General features: G+C 35.8%; 13 protein-coding genes. All 13 read right to left on the bottom strand.

What is annotated here, in order from left to right; translation table 11 throughout:
* Positions 1–841 precede the first annotated feature (841 nt).
* Positions 842–1849: a DUF5677 domain-containing protein gene (locus AM499_RS17310; protein ID WP_053591369.1), complete on the bottom strand. Its 1008-nt coding sequence runs from the start codon at positions 1847–1849 to the stop codon at positions 842–844.
* A 248-nt stretch (positions 1850–2097) separates the two neighbouring features.
* On the bottom strand, positions 2098–4446 hold the full coding sequence (locus AM499_RS22090; RefSeq protein WP_053591368.1) for a P-loop ATPase, Sll1717 family: 2349 nt from the start codon (positions 4444–4446) through the stop codon (positions 2098–2100).
* Between the two features lie 603 nt (positions 4447–5049).
* Complete coding sequence (gene glmS, locus AM499_RS17300) at positions 5050–6852, bottom strand: glutamine--fructose-6-phosphate transaminase (isomerizing) (protein WP_053591367.1); 1803 nt, start codon at positions 6850–6852, stop codon at positions 5050–5052.
* Positions 6853–7532: 680 nt separating this feature from the next.
* A complete protein-coding gene (locus tag AM499_RS17295) occupies positions 7533–9137 on the bottom strand; it encodes a gamma-glutamyltransferase family protein (protein ID WP_053591366.1) in 1605 nt (534 codons plus the stop codon).
* A 125-nt stretch (positions 9138–9262) separates the two neighbouring features.
* The gene (locus AM499_RS17290; RefSeq protein ID WP_053591365.1) at positions 9263–9772 is read right to left on the bottom strand and encodes a type 1 glutamine amidotransferase domain-containing protein; all 510 of its coding nucleotides are present in this window, start codon (positions 9770–9772) and stop codon (positions 9263–9265) included.
* 117 nt (positions 9773–9889) lie between these two features.
* The gene (glmM, locus tag AM499_RS17285) at positions 9890–11242 is read right to left on the bottom strand and encodes a phosphoglucosamine mutase (protein WP_053591364.1); all 1353 of its coding nucleotides are present in this window, start codon (positions 11240–11242) and stop codon (positions 9890–9892) included.
* 36 nt (positions 11243–11278) lie between these two features.
* Positions 11279–12562 (bottom strand): CdaR family protein, encoded by a 1284-nt coding sequence (locus AM499_RS17280; protein ID WP_053591363.1) that lies wholly within the window; start codon positions 12560–12562, stop codon positions 11279–11281.
* The gene (cdaA, locus tag AM499_RS17275; RefSeq protein WP_053591362.1) at positions 12555–13391 is read right to left on the bottom strand and encodes a diadenylate cyclase CdaA; all 837 of its coding nucleotides are present in this window, start codon (positions 13389–13391) and stop codon (positions 12555–12557) included. Before cdaA ends, AM499_RS17280 begins: the two co-directional genes overlap by 8 nt.
* Before the next feature lie 131 nt (positions 13392–13522).
* Positions 13523–14152, bottom strand: a complete 630-nt coding sequence (locus tag AM499_RS17270) for a zf-HC2 domain-containing protein (protein ID WP_053591361.1) — start codon at positions 14150–14152, stop codon at positions 13523–13525.
* Positions 14153–14164: 12 nt separating this feature from the next.
* Positions 14165–14740: an RNA polymerase sigma factor SigW gene (gene sigW, locus AM499_RS17265; RefSeq protein WP_053591360.1), complete on the bottom strand. Its 576-nt coding sequence runs from the start codon at positions 14738–14740 to the stop codon at positions 14165–14167.
* 351 nt (positions 14741–15091) lie between these two features.
* Positions 15092–15991, bottom strand: a complete 900-nt coding sequence (gene rocF, locus AM499_RS17260; RefSeq protein ID WP_053591359.1) for an arginase — start codon at positions 15989–15991, stop codon at positions 15092–15094.
* Between the two features lie 70 nt (positions 15992–16061).
* Positions 16062–16643: a GNAT family N-acetyltransferase gene (locus AM499_RS17255; protein ID WP_231687483.1), complete on the bottom strand. Its 582-nt coding sequence runs from the start codon at positions 16641–16643 to the stop codon at positions 16062–16064.
* 58 nt (positions 16644–16701) lie between these two features.
* Positions 16702–17793 (bottom strand): citrate synthase/methylcitrate synthase, encoded by a 1092-nt coding sequence (locus tag AM499_RS17250; protein WP_053591357.1) that lies wholly within the window; start codon positions 17791–17793, stop codon positions 16702–16704.
* Positions 17794–17832: the final 39 nt, after the last annotated feature.

Here is a 17832-nt window from a genome sequence, read left to right as displayed (position 1 = left end):
AATTCGGTATCCAAATTAGAGTTTTGCGATAGGTAACGGAACCCGTTACCTAAAAGTTCCTTCTTTTTATTATATAAATATCAACAATATTATTTATAACATAAATATACACTAAAAGAGAGTATCATCGACCATATGTCCTGACTTTACTCTTTTTTCCTCAAATTTATAAGTAAATACAGACCTAGTCGGACTAATAATGTGACTTATTTGACATGGGCTTTTTGTTTTCGCTTATTTTGTGACCGATTTTGCGTTGGGTTTTACTAATTCCGCTCACTATTTAATTATTACTTAGCTTTTCTTATGTTCACAACTAAAGGTCCGCTTGTTAACCTCCAATTAAGTAGCTTCCCAGCGTTTTTCTCTTCACTTCTCATACGTTTGCTCAATTATTTTTTATGCTTACCTCAATCTATCCTAGATGCTCTAACTCACTTGAGATATGATAATATTTTCAATTAAAATATATAGCGTCTAGATTTTTTAAATTGGAGCTTCCATAATTTTTATTTAAACTTTAGCTTTAACAAATCCCGATGAAATGAATAACTTTGAACTTTGTATAAGTTATCAAGTGCAATTGTATTTGGATGCCTTGGTCTATTTTTACACCTAAGTGAAAGGCATAGTAAATAAGATCATACATTTGACAAAAACACTCATTAATTTTACCTTTTACTCAATTCCCCAGCTTTGTCATCTATCAGTAAAATATTTTGGGCTGTGTATCACTTTCACTATTATTGCTCTAAAATTTCATGAAATTAAACTTACACCTAAATAACTTTCATTCAACATTTCCACATTTTGTAGATTTAATTTTCAAATTAAGTAGAAGCTATTTCTCTTTTGAATAATTTTCCATTTGCCTTCTTAAAAATATACTTTCATCGACTTTTCCATAAAAATACAGAAAACTCTCTGCAACTTCAGTTAGAGCGTACATAGCTGAGGAAAATGCATCTAATGCTTGTGTATGATTTACGTTAGAAGAAGATTGCTGTAACTTAGCAACTCCATCTTCTATATATATTTGATTTATCGCATTGAGAACATGAATTTCTTGTGAAAACATATTATACACACCATCATACTGCTTTTTTCTACCAAGAAATATTGCGAGTTGCCTTAGTGAGACAATATTAGTTTTTAAGTTGTACCACTTAGGATAATTAATTTTTTGTTTCGACTTGGTAATTTCCTTTTGCACATCAGAAAACTTTTTGTCATCCTTTAATACATTTAATTTATTTTCTACCTCCTTTTTTTTATTTTTTAAAATTTGAATTGTATTAAATAACTCCTTATTACTTTCTTCTCTAATTTTTATTTTTTTTTCAATTTCTATCTTAGAATTTATTCCATAATTTTTATTTAAAGCGTACTTAAGTGCAGCAGGATCGTTTAGCAGTTTAATAGAAGTAAGTCTACTATAGTTGTCTTTTAGCAATCTTAAATTGTCTAGATTCTTTTCAATGTAACCCTGTGTTTCCGAGATATGATAGTCATAACTAGTAATTTGGCTGTTCAATTGTGACTCCAATGCAAGATAGTAATAAGATAAAGCACGGAATTTACTGTCCTGTTCAATCATAAACATAAGATTCCACTGAGTTTCAATTACTACTCTTGCGATTCCTTGAGAACTTTCTTTAATTGAGGAGTCAGCTTTCTTTTTTAAAACTTTTAATGTCGAAATTTTATCCAATATATTCTTAAATAATAGCAATGGAATTATTTCTTCTATTTCAGGAGAACCATTTCCTTTTATTAATTCATCATAAATTATATTAATTTGTTCTTCGCAATATTTATACAAGTAAGTATCCATATTCATTTTTGACATTATTTAACCACCTATTAATAAGATGTTACTAAATTATTTAGAAAAATGTAATTACGCACAATAACTTAAAGAGAAGAGAAAGCAATAAAAAGAACAAGTAGGAATATCAAAACACCTACTTGGTAGTTTTTTTAAGAATAAATAGATAAAATTAACTAGTAATATTTAAGTTACTTTTGAATAACAATCAATAATCTGAAGTATTATTGCAGATGAATAGTTACAACGCACTTATTTTCACTATATATTTAGTTATTTTCTATTCCAAGATGAGCGTGGAAAGCTGGATTAATTTTATATCTTTTAGAACGAGAATTACGTACAGCTAATTTCTCTGCAAGTATATCCGTAATTTTCCTCGATCTTTTCTCACTATAATATTCATATTCATCCTCGGCTATTTCTTGTCCAATAAATGTCATTTCACAAAGAATATTAAGAACTTCATTAATATTTTGTTTACTGTATTTTTTTATACAATTTTCTATTTCTTCTTGAGTAAGTATAGACTTTTCTCCTGCAAAAGCATAAAAAATGATTTCTATATCTTCAATTCTACCTCCATTTTCCGGAAATAATGATTTTATTGCATAATCCGAATATGCAAACTCTGCACTCTTGAAATCTTCTTCCTCTACTTTAACATGCCCCCTATTTACAGCCTCTTGAAGTGCCATTTTAAATAGAAATATAATATCCCTTGGTCTAGGAAGAATTAGATTTTCTATATATTTCTTTAGGGGAATTCCATTAACTTCTTGGCAAAAATATTGATTCCATAATACATCGGGACTTGTAATACCATTATTGCTATACTTAATTCTATTCTCAATTACTCTAAAAAGTAAACTATAATCTGACCAACTTAGATGTTTAATAGGAACTTTATCAATCTCAGAAGCATAACTTGTTATTCTAGAAAAAATATCACTTCTTAAGAATACTATTAGTGATATATTTACCTTTTGATATTTATATGAATTTTTTTGAAATTCATCGGATATTTTATGTACTACGTTCAACAAACCAAATAATAATTCGCTTAATTTTTTTAAATCTGCCTTATCATTCCAACTCTTATCTAAATTATCAATTAAGATTGTTACTTTTTCTCGTTTTTCTAAAACTTTACCAAGATAATTCCTTAAATGTTTTATTATATTATCATGCAAATATTCGCTAACTTTATATCTTTGCTGTTCCGTAGAATCAGACTTCTTTAAAGAAGAAGTGAGATTACTTACAATGTTTTCTAATCTTAAGGTAAAATCCGCATTAATAAGTCGTTCATTTTGTTTAACAAAATCTATGAATTCTTGTTCATCTTTATTTTTTTGATAATGAAGAGGGAGACTATCTAGATACTCATAGTATTGTTTAGCAATTTCTGTGTATATTAGATGTTTCCAAACACTTTCAATAAGATGAGCTTGTTCAGATTCATTCTTTAAATTATTAAGTATATTTAAAACACCTTCGAATTCATGGCCTTGTGGTTGTATAGATATAATGAAATTACGCTTATCAATAGTTAACTCATTTTTAATTTTTAATAAATTTGCAGTTTTCCCAGTTCCTTTTCTTCCAACGAAGAGAACTTGTTGTGCAATTAATGCCTCTTTATATTCTGCAGTTTCCAAAAAATAATGTACTAAATCATGGTTTTCATTCTCAGCAACATAGTCCCCCATAATTAAATTAGAAATTTTACCGAGAGCTTTTTGTCCCGTTATATATTCTTTATGATCATCTACAGATACTTTATATTCTTCTATAATTGGCTCTAACCACTCTTTTATTGCTTTTTCGCACTGACTCGCACTAACATGCACTATTAAACTATCATGATAATCTAATGGCTTTTCAAATGGTGAATGAGCTAATAACAAGGTTTTTAACCCTAAACCTTTTGCAATTCCTGCAATCAAAGCTTTTCTTCCTGTTGGTATTGGATTTTCAACTTGACTCTCAGATGTATGAAAATGTATAACTATACCGAAAGAGTCTTGCAAAACATTCAAATACCAACTTAACGGTTGAGACCCCTCGTATGGATCATCAATTTTGATTGGTATTTCGGATTTTCCAAGCGTTATCTTTAAAATGTTTGATGCACTTGTGCTATTCTCACATGCTAGATAAACTAAGTGCTTATTTAAGCTTTCTTGACTATATTGAATAATATTTTGAGATGTTTCATGAGGTAGCTCGCTATAAAATTTTTCTACTAATTCTCTGGAATTTTCATAGCCTGCATAGCCAATAGTAGTTATCAAACTAAAAGCTTTATAATTTGCTCTCGCTTTTGCATGAGATTTGTTTAATGTAATCCATATTTTCTTCTCTTTAGATATAGCATAGCCCAATTCATAAAGTACATTAAAATTTAGATATGTAAGATCACAAATAAATAGGTCACATCTATCAATCGCATCTAAGATACCGTCAATGATATACCTTCCACCTATCGATAAATCTTCCCACGTTGTTATACTTATAATTTTGGACTCATTAATTAATCTTACAGCATCATGAATGTCTTCTGTTAAGTCTGTTTTTAGACCCGGATAAGCATAAAAAGCTTTAACTACTGCCAATATGAACACTTTCCTTTCCCTAATAAATTATTTTTGTACAATAAACCTAACCTCTCATAGCTAAGTGAAATGTAAAGTCCCATAATTACTAATTTATTCATTACCTACTATATTCTGTACTATTAATTAGATATCCTTCTTATACTTTTATATTCTTTTACTATGTTCCTGACTAAAACTAATTTTCCAAACCCCCTCCCCATCAAACGCTTCTCCCACCTATCTTCTCCCCATTTTTCCCCCATCCTTGACTAAAACTACTTTTCTAGCCTTTTTCCTCTTTTTTCTTCAAATATGTAAGTAAAAACAAGTTGTTAGTGTGGTTGGACAACTGTTTTAAATGCAAAAAGACCAAGTAAGGCCCATAAGGCTCTACTCGGTCGATCATTTGGAAAACTAGTTTTTGTTAAGGATTGCTTTTATTAAGCAAGGAATTTTATTTTTTGACGGTGACAATTAAAAAAACTGGTTAGTATATCTAACCAGTTTTTACATCACGGCTGAGTTGTTTGCATCACGACTGAGTTGTCTGCATCACGACTGAGTTGTGTACATCACGACTGAGTTGTCTGAAAACAAAAACAGCCACAAATAATATTTTACTTACTCCACCGTTACCGATTTTGCCAAGTTTCTTGGTTTATCGACGTCACAGTCTCTGTGTAAAGCAGCGTAGTAGCTTATTAGTTGAAGTGGAATTACTGCTACGAGTGGAGCGAATAGCTCGTGTACTTTTGGAAGAATGAATCGATCGCCTTCTTCTTCAAAGCCTTCCATTGCGATGATGCATGGGTTTGCACCACGTGCTACTACTTCTTTTACGTTACCGCGAATATTTAAACTTACCGCTTGCTGAGTTGCAAGTGCAATAATCGGTGTACCCTCTTCAATTAGAGCGATCGTACCGTGTTTTAATTCCCCTCCAGCAAAACCTTCTGCTTGGATATAAGAAATTTCCTTTAGTTTTAATGCACCTTCTAGACTTACGTAGAAGTCGATGTTACGTCCGATGAAGAATGCATTTCGAGTTGTTGCTAAGAATTCAGTTGCGATTTCTTCCATTTCTTCTTTGGAATCGACAATTGTTTGGACAGCATTTGCTACAATACCTAGTTCTTTGACAACATCAAAGTCTAATTCTATGTTTTGAGATTGCGCGTATACAGATGCTGTTACCATTAATGTCGCAACTTGTGCAACATAAGCTTTTGTTGATGCAACGGCAATTTCAGGACCAGCATGAAGTAGTAATGTATGGTCTGCTTCACGAGAAAGTGTTGACCCAGGCACGTTTGTCATCGTAATAGTTGGGAAGCCTTTTTCTTTAATTTTTACTAGCACTTGTCTGCTGTCTGCTGTTTCACCTGATTGCGTGATGAACATAAATATTGGTTTTGCTGATAGAAGTGGCATGTTGTAGCCGAATTCACTAGAAATATGCACTTCTACTGGAATACCTGCAACTTTCTCAAAGTATTCTTTCCCAATTAATCCTGCATGATAGCTAGTTCCTGCAGCGATAATGTACAGACGATCTGCCTCATTTAGTGCATCTAAAATAGCTTGGTCGATTGTAAGCTCGCCTTGTTCGTTTTGATACGCTTGTATTATTTTACGGATAACAGCTGGCTGTTCATCCATTTCTTTTAACATATAGTGAGGATATGTCCCTTTTTCAATATCGCTCATGTCTAGTTCTGCCTTGTATGGAGCACGTTCTATTTTTGTGCCATCAAGCTTTTGAATTTCAACAGAATCTTTATGCACGATAACGATTTCTTGGTCATGAAGTTCTACATAGTGCTCTGTCACTTGAAGCATTGCCATTGCGTCAGATGCTACTACATTAAATCCATCTCCTAATCCTACAAGAAGAGGTGATTTATTTTTTGCTACATAGATTGTGTTTTGATCTTCTCTATCAATAAGAGCAATTGCATATGATCCGTGAATAAGATGCAATGTTTTTCTAAGCGCATCTACAGTAGATAAACCATCTTGTGAAAATTTTTCAATAAGCTGTACAATCACTTCTGTATCCGTGTCAGATGCCATTTCTACATTTGCTAAGTAAGCTTTTTTCATAAGGTGATAATTTTCAATTACACCATTGTGAACTAAAGTAAAACGCTTTGTAGTACTTTGGTGTGGATGGGCATTCAACTGATTCGGAACACCGTGAGTTGCCCAACGTGTATGACCAATTCCAAGCTTTGCGCCTACCTCTTCGTCTACTACATCGCGTAAGTCTGCAATACGTCCTTTTTCTTTGAAAACGACTACACCCTCTTCATTTAACACAGCGATTCCCGCCGAGTCATATCCGCGGTACTCTAATTTTTCTAAACCTTTTAATAGAATTTCCTTTGTATCTGATTCACCAATATATCCTACGATTCCACACATAATTTCATTTCCTCCGTTTACATTCATGTCAAAATAAACTTGCTTCAGACTGTTGTATTGAGAAACGCTCGCATTCTTCGTTACTTGATCCTGCGGTTACTCGTACAAAGTGCAGGCCCACACGATGTGGGTCATGTAACTGTTGCGACATGGATGTCGCGAACTTAGGTTACCTCGACTGACAAACGTTTTCAATCAGCCTGAAGCTCCACATTCGAATGAAGAATTTGTTTCTACTAAGTCTTACCAAGCTCATTATGCTAAGAATGCCTTCTTTTCCCTCTGTCATACAATCACTTGCATGGTTTATGAAAAAGAATAACAACCGGGCAAATACGGTCGGGAGGCATCCGCCGAAAATTCGATAACCTCCACCTCGTCTGCTGAAGATCTGTTTCGTCCAATTTCTTCAGCTCAGGCGCTATAATTGTTTTCCTTATTTTACGCGTTTTCTTTTCCCTCCATTTCAACGCGGGTACAGAAACGATTAGATTTTCTGAGTCTGCACTTTATCTATAATACTTAAATTACATATGTTAGTCAATTAAGTACCTCTATCTATATATGCTATAAAACAATATTTTGCTAAGCAAAAGAGCCAGTATACGGAGACTCTTTTGCAAGCAGGTTGATGGAACTATGGCTAAAAAAGGTTCAAATGAATCAAGAAAACTACTAATCTACCAGACAGCAATGGATCCATCTGTTCGAGATTCCGTCCCACCTTGCAGGACTCCTGTTTCAGGGTTTCTCCAAATTATTTGCCCACGACCGAAAGATCCAGTGTCGGATGCGACATGAATGTCATGCCCCTTCCTAACTAAGCTTTGCACTAGATAGTTCGGAAATTCAGGTTCTACGTGAACCGTCTTTCCTTTTATCCACTGCCAGCGCGGCATATCAAGGGCAGCTTGCGGATTTAATAGATAATCAATTGTATTGGTCACTACTTGAAAATGACCCTGTGGCTGCATATATCCACCCATCACTCCAAATGCCCCAACTGCTTGACCATCATGTGTTAGGAATCCAGGAATGATTGTATGGAATGTACGTTTCCCCGGTTCAATAAAATTAGGATGTGATTCATTTAATGTAAAATCATGCCCTCTATTTTGCAATGCAATACCAGTCCCTGGCACTACAATACCTGAGCCAAACCCCATATAATTGCTTTGTATGTATGAAACCATGTTCCCTTCTTCATCAGCAGTTGCCAAATACACAGTACCGCCTTTAGGTAATTCATACGGTTCTGGATCGCTTGCTTCTTCCAAAATGGTTTCTGCTCGCGCTTTAGCGTATTCATCTGATAATAAATGATTTACTTTAACAGGCATTGCATCTAAGTCAGTAATGAACGCTTTCCCGTCAGTAAATGCCAGCTTCATCGCCTCTATTTGTTCATGAAGGATATTTGCATTTTGCCACTCTGGCTTATTCAGTTGCTTGTATATATTTAATGCCATAAGTGCAATCATGCCTTGTCCATTTGGAGGGATTTCCCATACATCGTATCCTTTATAATTCGTAGAAATTGGTTCTACCCACTCAGGTTTGTATGTTGCTAAATCTTCTTTGGATAAGAAGCCCCCGTGTTTTTTCATGAAATCATCTATTTTTGTCGCAATTTCTCCTTCATAGAAGTCTCGTGCATTTGATTCACCAATTGCTCGTAATGTTTTAGCATGATCTGGAGAGGACCAAATTTCTCCGATTTCAGGAGCTCTCCCATCCGGTGCAAACGTATCAAACCAAGCTGCAAATTCCTCTGTAGTAAAAGTACTTTTGAACCTTTTATATGCTGCTTTCCAGTACTTACCGAGGATTGGAGTTAAAGGATAACCTTCCTCCGCATATCGAATTGCCGGGATGAGCACTTCTTGAAGTGGGAGTTTCCCATATTGAATGGATAACTCGGCCCATGCTGCCGGGACACCGGGAACCGTTATAGGAATAAGTCCAAATGCAGGAATAGTTTCATAACCCTTTTCTCGAATTGCTTTTGCAGAAATTGACTGTGGAGCTGGACCCGATGCATTCAAACCATGTAATTTACCTTTTGTCCATACGAGAGCAAATGCATCTCCGCCAATTCCGTTGGATGTTGGTTCTACTACCGTCAAAGCTGCAGCTGTAGCTATGGCCGCATCAATAGCATTTCCACCCTTTTGAAGAATCTCCAAACCCGCTTGTGCTGCTAATGGTTGCGATGTTGCCACCATACCTTTCTTAGCAAAAACAGTATGGCGTTTTGCTTGAAACGGATGATATAAATAATCCATAAGAGTCCCCCTTAATATTAGATAAATTATTATAATACATTTAATAAAGGGAATCTATATGAATATTCGAATAATTAAAAAATAAAGAAAGACATTCATTTAAGAATGCCTTTCAACCATATAATTTACAACAATTTCACAATTTCTCTGTTGAATGCTGGCAAATCATCTGGTGTTCGGCTTGTTACGAGTTGATTTCCACAAACAAATACTTCCTCATCGTGGAAATTAGCTCCAGCGTTTTCTAAATCGACTTTTATCGATTTATATCCCGTAGCATCTCGCCCCTCTAATGTTTTAGCAGTAATGAGAAGCTGTGGTCCGTGGCAAATTGCGAATACAGGTTTTTTATCATCCATAAATGCTTTAGCAAAATTAACGAAGCGATCATCTGCGCGTAAGAGGTCCGGTGAAAATCCGCCAGGAATAAATAGTGCATCAAAATCTTCCGGCTTTACATCATCGATACCATAGTCCACCTTCAAATTCGCTTCACCTTGTTTACCTGTCACTTCATTTCCTGCTTGTTTTTCAATAATGAATACTTCATGACCAGCGTCGTTTAATGCTTGTGCTGGACTCGTATATTCCACGTCTTCAAACATATTTGTAACTAATGTTGCTACTTTAGCCATTTCGTCACTCCTTATCTGTTTGTTTCTCTCTCTTGTTATTCCACAAAAGTATCTAAACTAAACATTCAAATAAGAAGTATAAAAAAAATCCGACATCATGTCGGATTTTTATATATGTTATTCAGCTAAACCCATCTCTGCTTTAACCACTTCGACGATTCGGTTTACATAATTTTCGCATTCCTCTTCAGTTGCTGCTTCTACCATTACACGTACAAGCGGCTCTGTACCAGATGGACGAACTAAAACGCGTCCATTGCCCGCCATCTCCGCTTCCACTTCGCTTATGATTGCAGCCACTTTTTCATTTTGCGTTACAGCATGTTTGTCAGTTACGCGAACATTTACAAGTTTTTGTGGGTAAATGGTCATTTCGGAAGCAAGCTCTGAAAGTTTTTTCCCAGTAATTTTCATAATGTTTACAAGCTGTAAGCCAGTTAACAAGCCATCCCCTGTCGTGTTATAGTCTAAAAACACGATATGCCCTGACTGTTCTCCGCCTAGATTATACCCATTCTTTTTCATTTCTTCTACAACATAACGATCTCCAACTGCCGTTTTTACACTAGTCATTTCATGTGTTTCTAGTGCTTTATAAAAGCCCATATTACTCATAACTGTGGAAACAACTGTATTTTTATTTAGACGTCCTTGTGTATTTAAATGTTTTGCACAAATATACATAATTTGATCGCCGTCTACAATATTCCCTTTTTCATCTACAGCAATTAATCGATCTCCATCCCCATCAAATGCAAGTCCAACATGTGCTCCTTTTTCTAGCACAAATTTCGACAGCTCTTCGGGATGAGTAGATCCTACACCATCGTTTATATTCAAACCGTTAGGTGATGCTCCCATTGTGGATAAATCAGCTTCTAAGTCTGCGAAAACATGTGCAGCTAGCGAAGAGGTTGCGCCATTTGCACAATCTAACGCTACATGAAGTCCAACAAACTCTTCATCAACCGTTTGTTTTAAGTATTGGATATACTTTTGTCCACCTTCAAAGTAATCAGATACTGATCCAACACCTGCTCCAGTTGGACGTGGAAGTTCGTCATTTTCAGCATCTAGTAAAATTTCAATTTCTTCTTCTTGTTCATCAGAAAGTTTAAACCCATCTGAACCAAAAAATTTAATACCATTATCTGCAACCGGATTATGAGATGCTGAAATCATTACTCCTGCATCGGCACTCATCACTCTTGTTAAGTAAGAAACACCTGGTGTACTAATTACTCCGAGACGCATTACTTCAACACCAACAGAAAGAAGTCCTGCTACAAGAGCACCTTCCAACATATGACCTGATATGCGAGTATCGCGCCCAATTAAAACCTTCGCACGATTTTCTGTTTCTTTTGTTAGTACATATCCGCCAAAGCGTCCTAATTTAAAAGCAAGTTCCGGTGTTAGTTCTGAGTTTGCTACTCCTCTCACACCATCTGTTCCAAAGTATTTTCCCATTAATCTTCTCTCCTTAAAAACCTGTTGTCCTGCGTATTAAGCTTCTTTTACTGATAACTTTATCTCGGACGCAGACATTTCCCATTGAACATCTGTAGGGGCATCCATTTTTAACGGAAAAGTATTCTCCCCCACTTGTGCATTTTGTGCTTCTACATATAGAGCAATATTGTTCTTATTTATCTTTTCTAATGCCTCTGGTGTTCCTTTAGCTTTCACAGTAACTAAACCGTCTGTAGGAGCTAGAAATTCACTCACTAGCTGATCGGAAAGTCCTCTAACTTCAACTGTAACTTGCTCAAAAGTTTTTTCACTGACAGCTGATACAGATTCTTCTTTTTCTTCCTTATCTTTATCTTCTTCTGTAGGCTGCTCTGTTACTGGAGCAGGCGTGACATCTGCGGTAACTTTGACTTTGTCGAGCGACATCCTTGTAACTCCATCCGGAATCGCTAACTTCACGTCGAAATCCCCAGATTTTTCTAGCTTACTTATATCTACATCAACAGTCAACTGCTCAAATCTATCAAGAACAGCTCGTGGCCCATATAGTCGTATAGTTTCTACATTAGTAGTCAACCTATTAATCGTCACATCTTGCTTCGGTGAACCCTTTGGTCTTAATACAACAGGGACCTCCTTACTAAGTTCTTCCACTTTTACTTTTACTTGTACTTGTTTTGGTTCCACTGTCACATCTAGTTTGTTTAAATCACGATCCAGAACTCTTACACTCGCTTCTTGATCAAAAGATTTAGTAATTCCTGGATCGCCAACTATAGTTGCTTTTACATAGCCTATGCTATTTATGACACTTTTTGCACCTGTAATTGTAACCATTTTTGGATTGACGTCATAGGACTTAACGATGTAGTTTTCTGCTAACAAGCCTTCATTCATATCCGGATCTACTCGGAATTCCTTCGATATTTTTTCTTCAATATTTACATTTACGTATACAGGGTCTATTCGAACCTTTAATTTATCAGAAAAATTTTCATTTGAAATAGCAACTCTATGCTCACCATAGGTTAACTTTCTCAAATCCACAAATACTTTATAATCCTTCATCATTTTAGCGGATAATACTACTTGTGTTGGGCCTTCTATATTTACTGTAACTGTTTCAGGAACACCAGTTACGACTGAGTTTTCATCATCATAATAAACTTCAACCGGTACGTCTCGTAATACATCAATTTGAGTTCCACTAGTACTTGAACCTGTACTCTCTTCTGATTTCACGGAAACAAATAACAGAATAGCTAAAGTTAATGCTATTATTCGTAAGAACCATGGACTATCCATCATTTTATCCATTTTGTTTCCCCCTCCATAACCATTTAGAAGAAGTTACTTGTTCATCCGTTGGTCCAAACCAAAGTCGCTTCAAGTGTGCTTCAAACTCTTCCATGGATAGATTTCTATGGAGATCACCGTTAGATGTCAAACTAACTGCACCCGTTTCCTCTGATACAACAATGGTTATAGCGTCTGTTACTTCACTCAGCCCGATTGCTGCACGGTGTCTTGTTCCAAGCTCTTTAGATATAAATGGACTTTCTGATAACGGTAAGTAACAAGCGGCAGAAGCTATTTTGTTTTTTTGCACGATTACTGCTCCGTCATGCAATGGGGTATTAGGAATGAAAATGTTAATCAATAACTCGGAGGTGATATTCGCATTTAATGGAATACCAGTCTCGATATAATCCGATAATCCTGTTTCTCTTTCAATCGATATTAAAGCTCCAATTCGACGCTTTGCCATATAACTAACTGACTTGGTCATCGCAGTAATAAGACGGCTTTGCTCTTCTTCTTCTTGTAGAGAACTTCTTGCAAACAATTTCCCTCTACCAATTTGTTCAAGTGCTCTTCTGATTTCTGGCTGGAATATAACAATAATTGCAAAAAATCCAATATTAATTACATTATCAAGCAACCAACCTAACGTATCCATACCTAAAAAGTCAGTCACTACCCGCGCAATAATAATAACAAATATCCCTTTTAATAATTGAACTGCCTTCGTTCCTCTTATAAGGGTAATTAACTTATAAATAACAAACCAGACAAATAAAACATCTAAAATGTTTACAATTACGTTTACTGGCATTAAATCCGTAAATTGCTCCATAAACGACATGTGGCATCCCCCACTTTTCATAACAAATCCATACTCTGTAAGTATAACATGATAATGAACATTCCGCCTTTATGAAGCAAAAAAGTCTACCTAAAATAAGGTAGACTTCTATTTGAAAAGGTAATTGTAAATTATTTAGTTTCCTCATTTTCAAAAAAAGAAACAACCTGCTTGCCCGCATCTTTTATATGGAACCATAGCCAATCAAACACTTCATTGATTTCCTCAGTTTTTCCTGTAATAACTGCTGTAGATGCCATATATTTAGAACCGTTAATGACAGTTAAATTCCCATCCAGCTCACCGTCAATTTGAACATCTCCATTTTTCACAACAAGATCACCTTTCACGACTTGTCCTTTAGGAATTATAACTGTTTCTCCTTTGACAACTACATTTTCTTGTTTGGTGAAAGAGAACTGTTGTTCCTCATTGAAGTTTGTGAATAGAGCACTACTCATAAATAAGCAGAACAATGCTGCTGCAGTAATAATGGGATGTTGTCGCAACCATCTACTAACACCAGCATGAGATTTTTCTTTTGGAAGTTTTGCCATAACTGATTTGGTAAAATGAGTAGGTGCCTCTGCACGAGCTGCTCCCTTTACGAAGGCAACTACATCGCTTAGCTCATGCATATGGGCCTGACAATCCACGCATGACTGCAAATGAGATTTAAGTTCAAGCTCATGTTCACGGCTAATTTCACCATCTAAATATTCATGCATAAAGTGAACAATTCGCTCTGGACATGCATTCATCGTGATTCCCTCCTATAAAAAATTAGGCTGTTTACTTAGCTGTTTTCTAAGTGCTTCTCGACCTCTATGAATTCTTGTTTTTACTGTCCCAAGTGGTAATTCTAATATCTCACTTATTTCTTGTAAAGATAATTCTTCCATATATTTCAGGACTATCGCTGATCGATATTTGTCTGGTAATCGACTTATTTCATATTGTATTCGATCCTGTAACTCGAGCTTCATCAGTTCTTCTTCGGGAAGTTCTTCTGATGCCGCTATTTGAGAATACATATTAAGTCCCTCTGTACCTGCAACTTCTGCATCTAAATGATAATCTGGCTTTTTTTTACGAATACGATCTATACATAAATTCGTAGCAATTCTATACAGCCAAGTGGAAAATTTCCTTTTTTGATCAAACGTGTGAATGTTAATATATGCTCTTACAAAAGCCTCTTGTGCTATATCTTCTGCTTCATGACGATTCCCTAACATACGAAAACAAACTTGAAAGAGCTTATGCTGATACAGGTCAACAATCTCCGCGAATGCGTCTTTGTCGCCTTTTAACACTTGTTTTATTCGCTTGTTCACCAACGCATCCATCGTGATTCCCCTCCGCTCCATGCGGCTGTCTTACCTATACGATTAAAGGTAGTAACAGGTTTCATTTATTTTTTCTTTATTTTAATTTTATCAAAAAATCTTCCAATTGTGGGATATTTTCTAAAAGAAAAAGCTAACACCTCAAAAGATTGAACGTCCGATCCACTCCTGCAGAAAAAGCGAAACAACCGACACCTTACAGGACCATAGACGAAGCGGCTCTGCCACTCTCCTGCGGTAAGCTTCAGAAAAATGTTATTTTTTCTATACATCTATAAAAAGGCTGTAGATAACTCTTTTTTTTGAGTTTCTCTACAGCCTGAGCAGACACCTAAATGTCTTTTTTACACGTTATATAAGACTTTCCCCAAACAATGATCCCATGAGGGCAACCGCAACATCTGCGGTCTTATTTTTTTCATCAAGTATAGGATTTACTTCCACAAACTCAGCCGAAGTAATTAGGTTTGATGAATAAAGCATCTCCATAGCTAAATGACTTTCACGATAAGTAATTCCCCCAGGAACTGGAGTACCAACACCCGGTGTGTAGATTGGGTCTATTCCGTCTAAGTCAAGTGATAGATGAACTCCATCCACTTCTCGCTCTTGGAAATACTCGATTGTTTGCTCCATTATTTTCGTCATTCCAAGTTTGTCTATTTCATGCATAGAGAACACCTTAATGCCTTTTTCTTTGATTAATTCGCGTTCACCAGGATCTACGGAGCGCGCTCCAATAATTACTACATTTTCAGGTTTTATCTTAGGAGTGTATGAGCGTATTTTTACTAAGTCAGTATGTCCTAATCCCAGGCTCACAGCTAATGGCATCCCGTGTATATTACCTGAAGGTGAAGTCTCTTCCGTATTTAAGTCCGCATGTGCATCGTACCAAATTACTCCAAGGTTTTTATATTTATCTGCTAATCCTGCTAGCGTTCCAATAGCAATACTGTGATCTCCACCAAAAATCAAAGGATAATCACCTTCTGCTATAATTTCCCTTACTTCGTTTGCAAGCTTTGTATTCCCCTCAACTACCTCTTCCAAATTACGTAGCTTTGTATTCTTTGACATTTCTTTTCTTCCTATTACTATGTCGCCTTTGTCTTTTACCGTATGGCCAAGTGCTTTTAAACGTTCAATTGCTCCTGCGTAACGAATAGCGCTTGGTCCCATATCGACACCTCTTCTATTTTGACCAAGATCCATCGGTACACCAACAATAGTTATATTTAATTTATTCATGATTTTATACCCCCAATTATTTATATACCTATTGTAAATCCTAAAGGGCTGTTGGCTCAACCAAGCAAAATCATGAATATTTATTCATAAGCTGAACGAGATGATTTTTCACATCTGCCCACTCACTATCGATTATTGAGTAGACAACTGCATTTCTTACGGTTCCATTTGAACGTAAGCGCTCATTCCGTAAAACACCTTCTTTTACTCCACCTATTCGTTCAATCGCACGTTGTGACTTCACATTTAATTCATCGGTTTTAAATTGAACTCGAATCATTCCGAGATTTTCAAAACAATGTTTTAATAACAGGTATTTACATGTCGTATTAACATGTGTTCGTTGAAACGTTTGACCATAGAAAGTTGAACCGATTTCACACGCATGATTTGCTGTGTCGATTCCATATATACGTGTCGTACCAATTATTTCTTTTGTGTCGGTATGTTCTACGACAAATGCGAGAGCGGTTTTGGCAATGTTCATTTGTTGGATTCCTACTTGTAGCCATTGCTCTAGCTGTTCATAGCTTTCTACTTTATTCAACATAAATTCAAAGATTTTAGGGTTATACAACTCCCATAAATGTTGAATATCTGTTTGTTCTAATGGACGTAATGTCACATCTCCAAATACAATTACTTCTGCCAAATCCAAACACCTCACTTTTTCTTTTATCATAATAGAAAAAGTGAGGTGTTGAAAAGAATTATTTTGTTAATATATCTCCTACGTATAGAGACTGTGGACGAAAGAGAGATGCATCCTCTATCTGTTCTAGTATATGAGCACTCCACCCTACCATGCGTGCTATGCTAAATGTTGGAGTAAATAAAACAGCAGGCATGTCGATTGAACGCATAATAGCCGCTGCATAAAATTCTACATTCGTATATAGATTTCTTCCTGGCTTGTATTTTTCTAATAGTGAAGTAATCTCTTTTTCAGCCTTTGTCGCCAAATCTAGCCAAGGATCAGAGCCTTGCAAACGGACACATGCTTCTCTTAGCAAAATTGATCGAGGATCCTCGGTTTTATAAATACGATGTCCAAAACCCATAACTTTTTCACCATTTTTTAGCTTTTCTTCGATAACAGGTCGTATCCTTGCTTCCTCTTTTATTTCATCGAGCAAATTTAATACTTCGGCGGGTGCTCCCCCATGTAATGGACCTTTCATTGTACCAATGGCAGAAGTTATCGCTGCAGGTACATCAGATTCAGTCGAGATAGTCACTCTCGCTGCAAAAGTTGAGGCGTTTAATCCATGCTCCATTGTTAGCTTTAAATACGTTTCCAGTGCTTTAACCTGCACTGAAGTTGGAGGAGTACCTTGGAGCATCCATAAATAATTTTCTGTATGCGAAAAATCACTATTTTGCTCGATTAACGGAAATCCCTGTTGCTTTCTATAATGCCTTGCAATTATTACTGGAAGCGCACCTATTAAGTGAATCGATTGCTCCATCTTGTCTTTTTGTAAAAATTCAGTTGTACCAAATGCAGATATAGCTGTTCTCATGGCATCCATAATAGAAACTGTTGCCGGAAGAGTATCGATGATTGTACAGACATATTCCGGTAACTTTCTACCTTTTATTAGTTTTTTATGGAATTCCTGCAGTTCATTCTCCGAAGGTAAATCGTTATACAATAAGAAGTAAGCAACTTCTTCAAATGAATAATCTAGTACTAGATCTTTTACGTCCATCCCACGATATCTCAATACTCCATTGTCACCATCGACCAGACCAACTTTTGTATGCACTGCAACTACACCTTTTAATCCTTTTTGAAACATATTCATACCCCTTCCTTTTCTTTAGTATAAGAAAGTTTT

Source organism: Bacillus sp. FJAT-22090 (genome assembly GCF_001278755.1).
In the GTDB taxonomy this organism is placed as follows: domain Bacteria; phylum Bacillota; class Bacilli; order Bacillales_A; family Planococcaceae; genus Psychrobacillus.
This window is presented reverse-complemented; position numbering and strand designations above follow the sequence as displayed.

What these genes read in the sequence shown, in the direction of transcription:
- AM499_RS17290 (WP_053591365.1), bottom strand. Translation starts at nt 9,772, where the DNA reads ATGGCTAAAGTAGCAACATTAGTTACAAATATGTTTGAAGACGTGGAA.
- AM499_RS17270 (WP_053591361.1), bottom strand. Translation starts at nt 14,152, where the DNA reads ATGAATGCATGTCCAGAGCGAATTGTTCACTTTATGCATGAATATTTA.
- sigW (WP_053591360.1), bottom strand. Translation starts at nt 14,740, where the DNA reads ATGGATGCGTTGGTGAACAAGCGAATAAAACAAGTGTTAAAAGGCGAC.
- glmM (WP_053591364.1), bottom strand. Translation starts at nt 11,242, where the DNA reads ATGGGAAAATACTTTGGAACAGATGGTGTGAGAGGAGTAGCAAACTCA.
- AM499_RS17280 (WP_053591363.1), bottom strand. Translation starts at nt 12,562, where the DNA reads ATGGATAAAATGATGGATAGTCCATGGTTCTTACGAATAATAGCATTA.
- AM499_RS17295 (WP_053591366.1), bottom strand. Translation starts at nt 9,137, where the DNA reads ATGGATTATTTATATCATCCGTTTCAAGCAAAACGCCATACTGTTTTT.
- cdaA (WP_053591362.1), bottom strand. Translation starts at nt 13,391, where the DNA reads ATGTCGTTTATGGAGCAATTTACGGATTTAATGCCAGTAAACGTAATT.
- glmS (WP_053591367.1), bottom strand. Translation starts at nt 6,852, where the DNA reads ATGTGTGGAATCGTAGGATATATTGGTGAATCAGATACAAAGGAAATT.
- AM499_RS17310 (WP_053591369.1), bottom strand. Translation starts at nt 1,849, where the DNA reads ATGTCAAAAATGAATATGGATACTTACTTGTATAAATATTGCGAAGAA.
- rocF (WP_053591359.1), bottom strand. Translation starts at nt 15,991, where the DNA reads ATGAATAAATTAAATATAACTATTGTTGGTGTACCGATGGATCTTGGT.
- AM499_RS17250 (WP_053591357.1), bottom strand. Translation starts at nt 17,793, where the DNA reads ATGTTTCAAAAAGGATTAAAAGGTGTAGTTGCAGTGCATACAAAAGTT.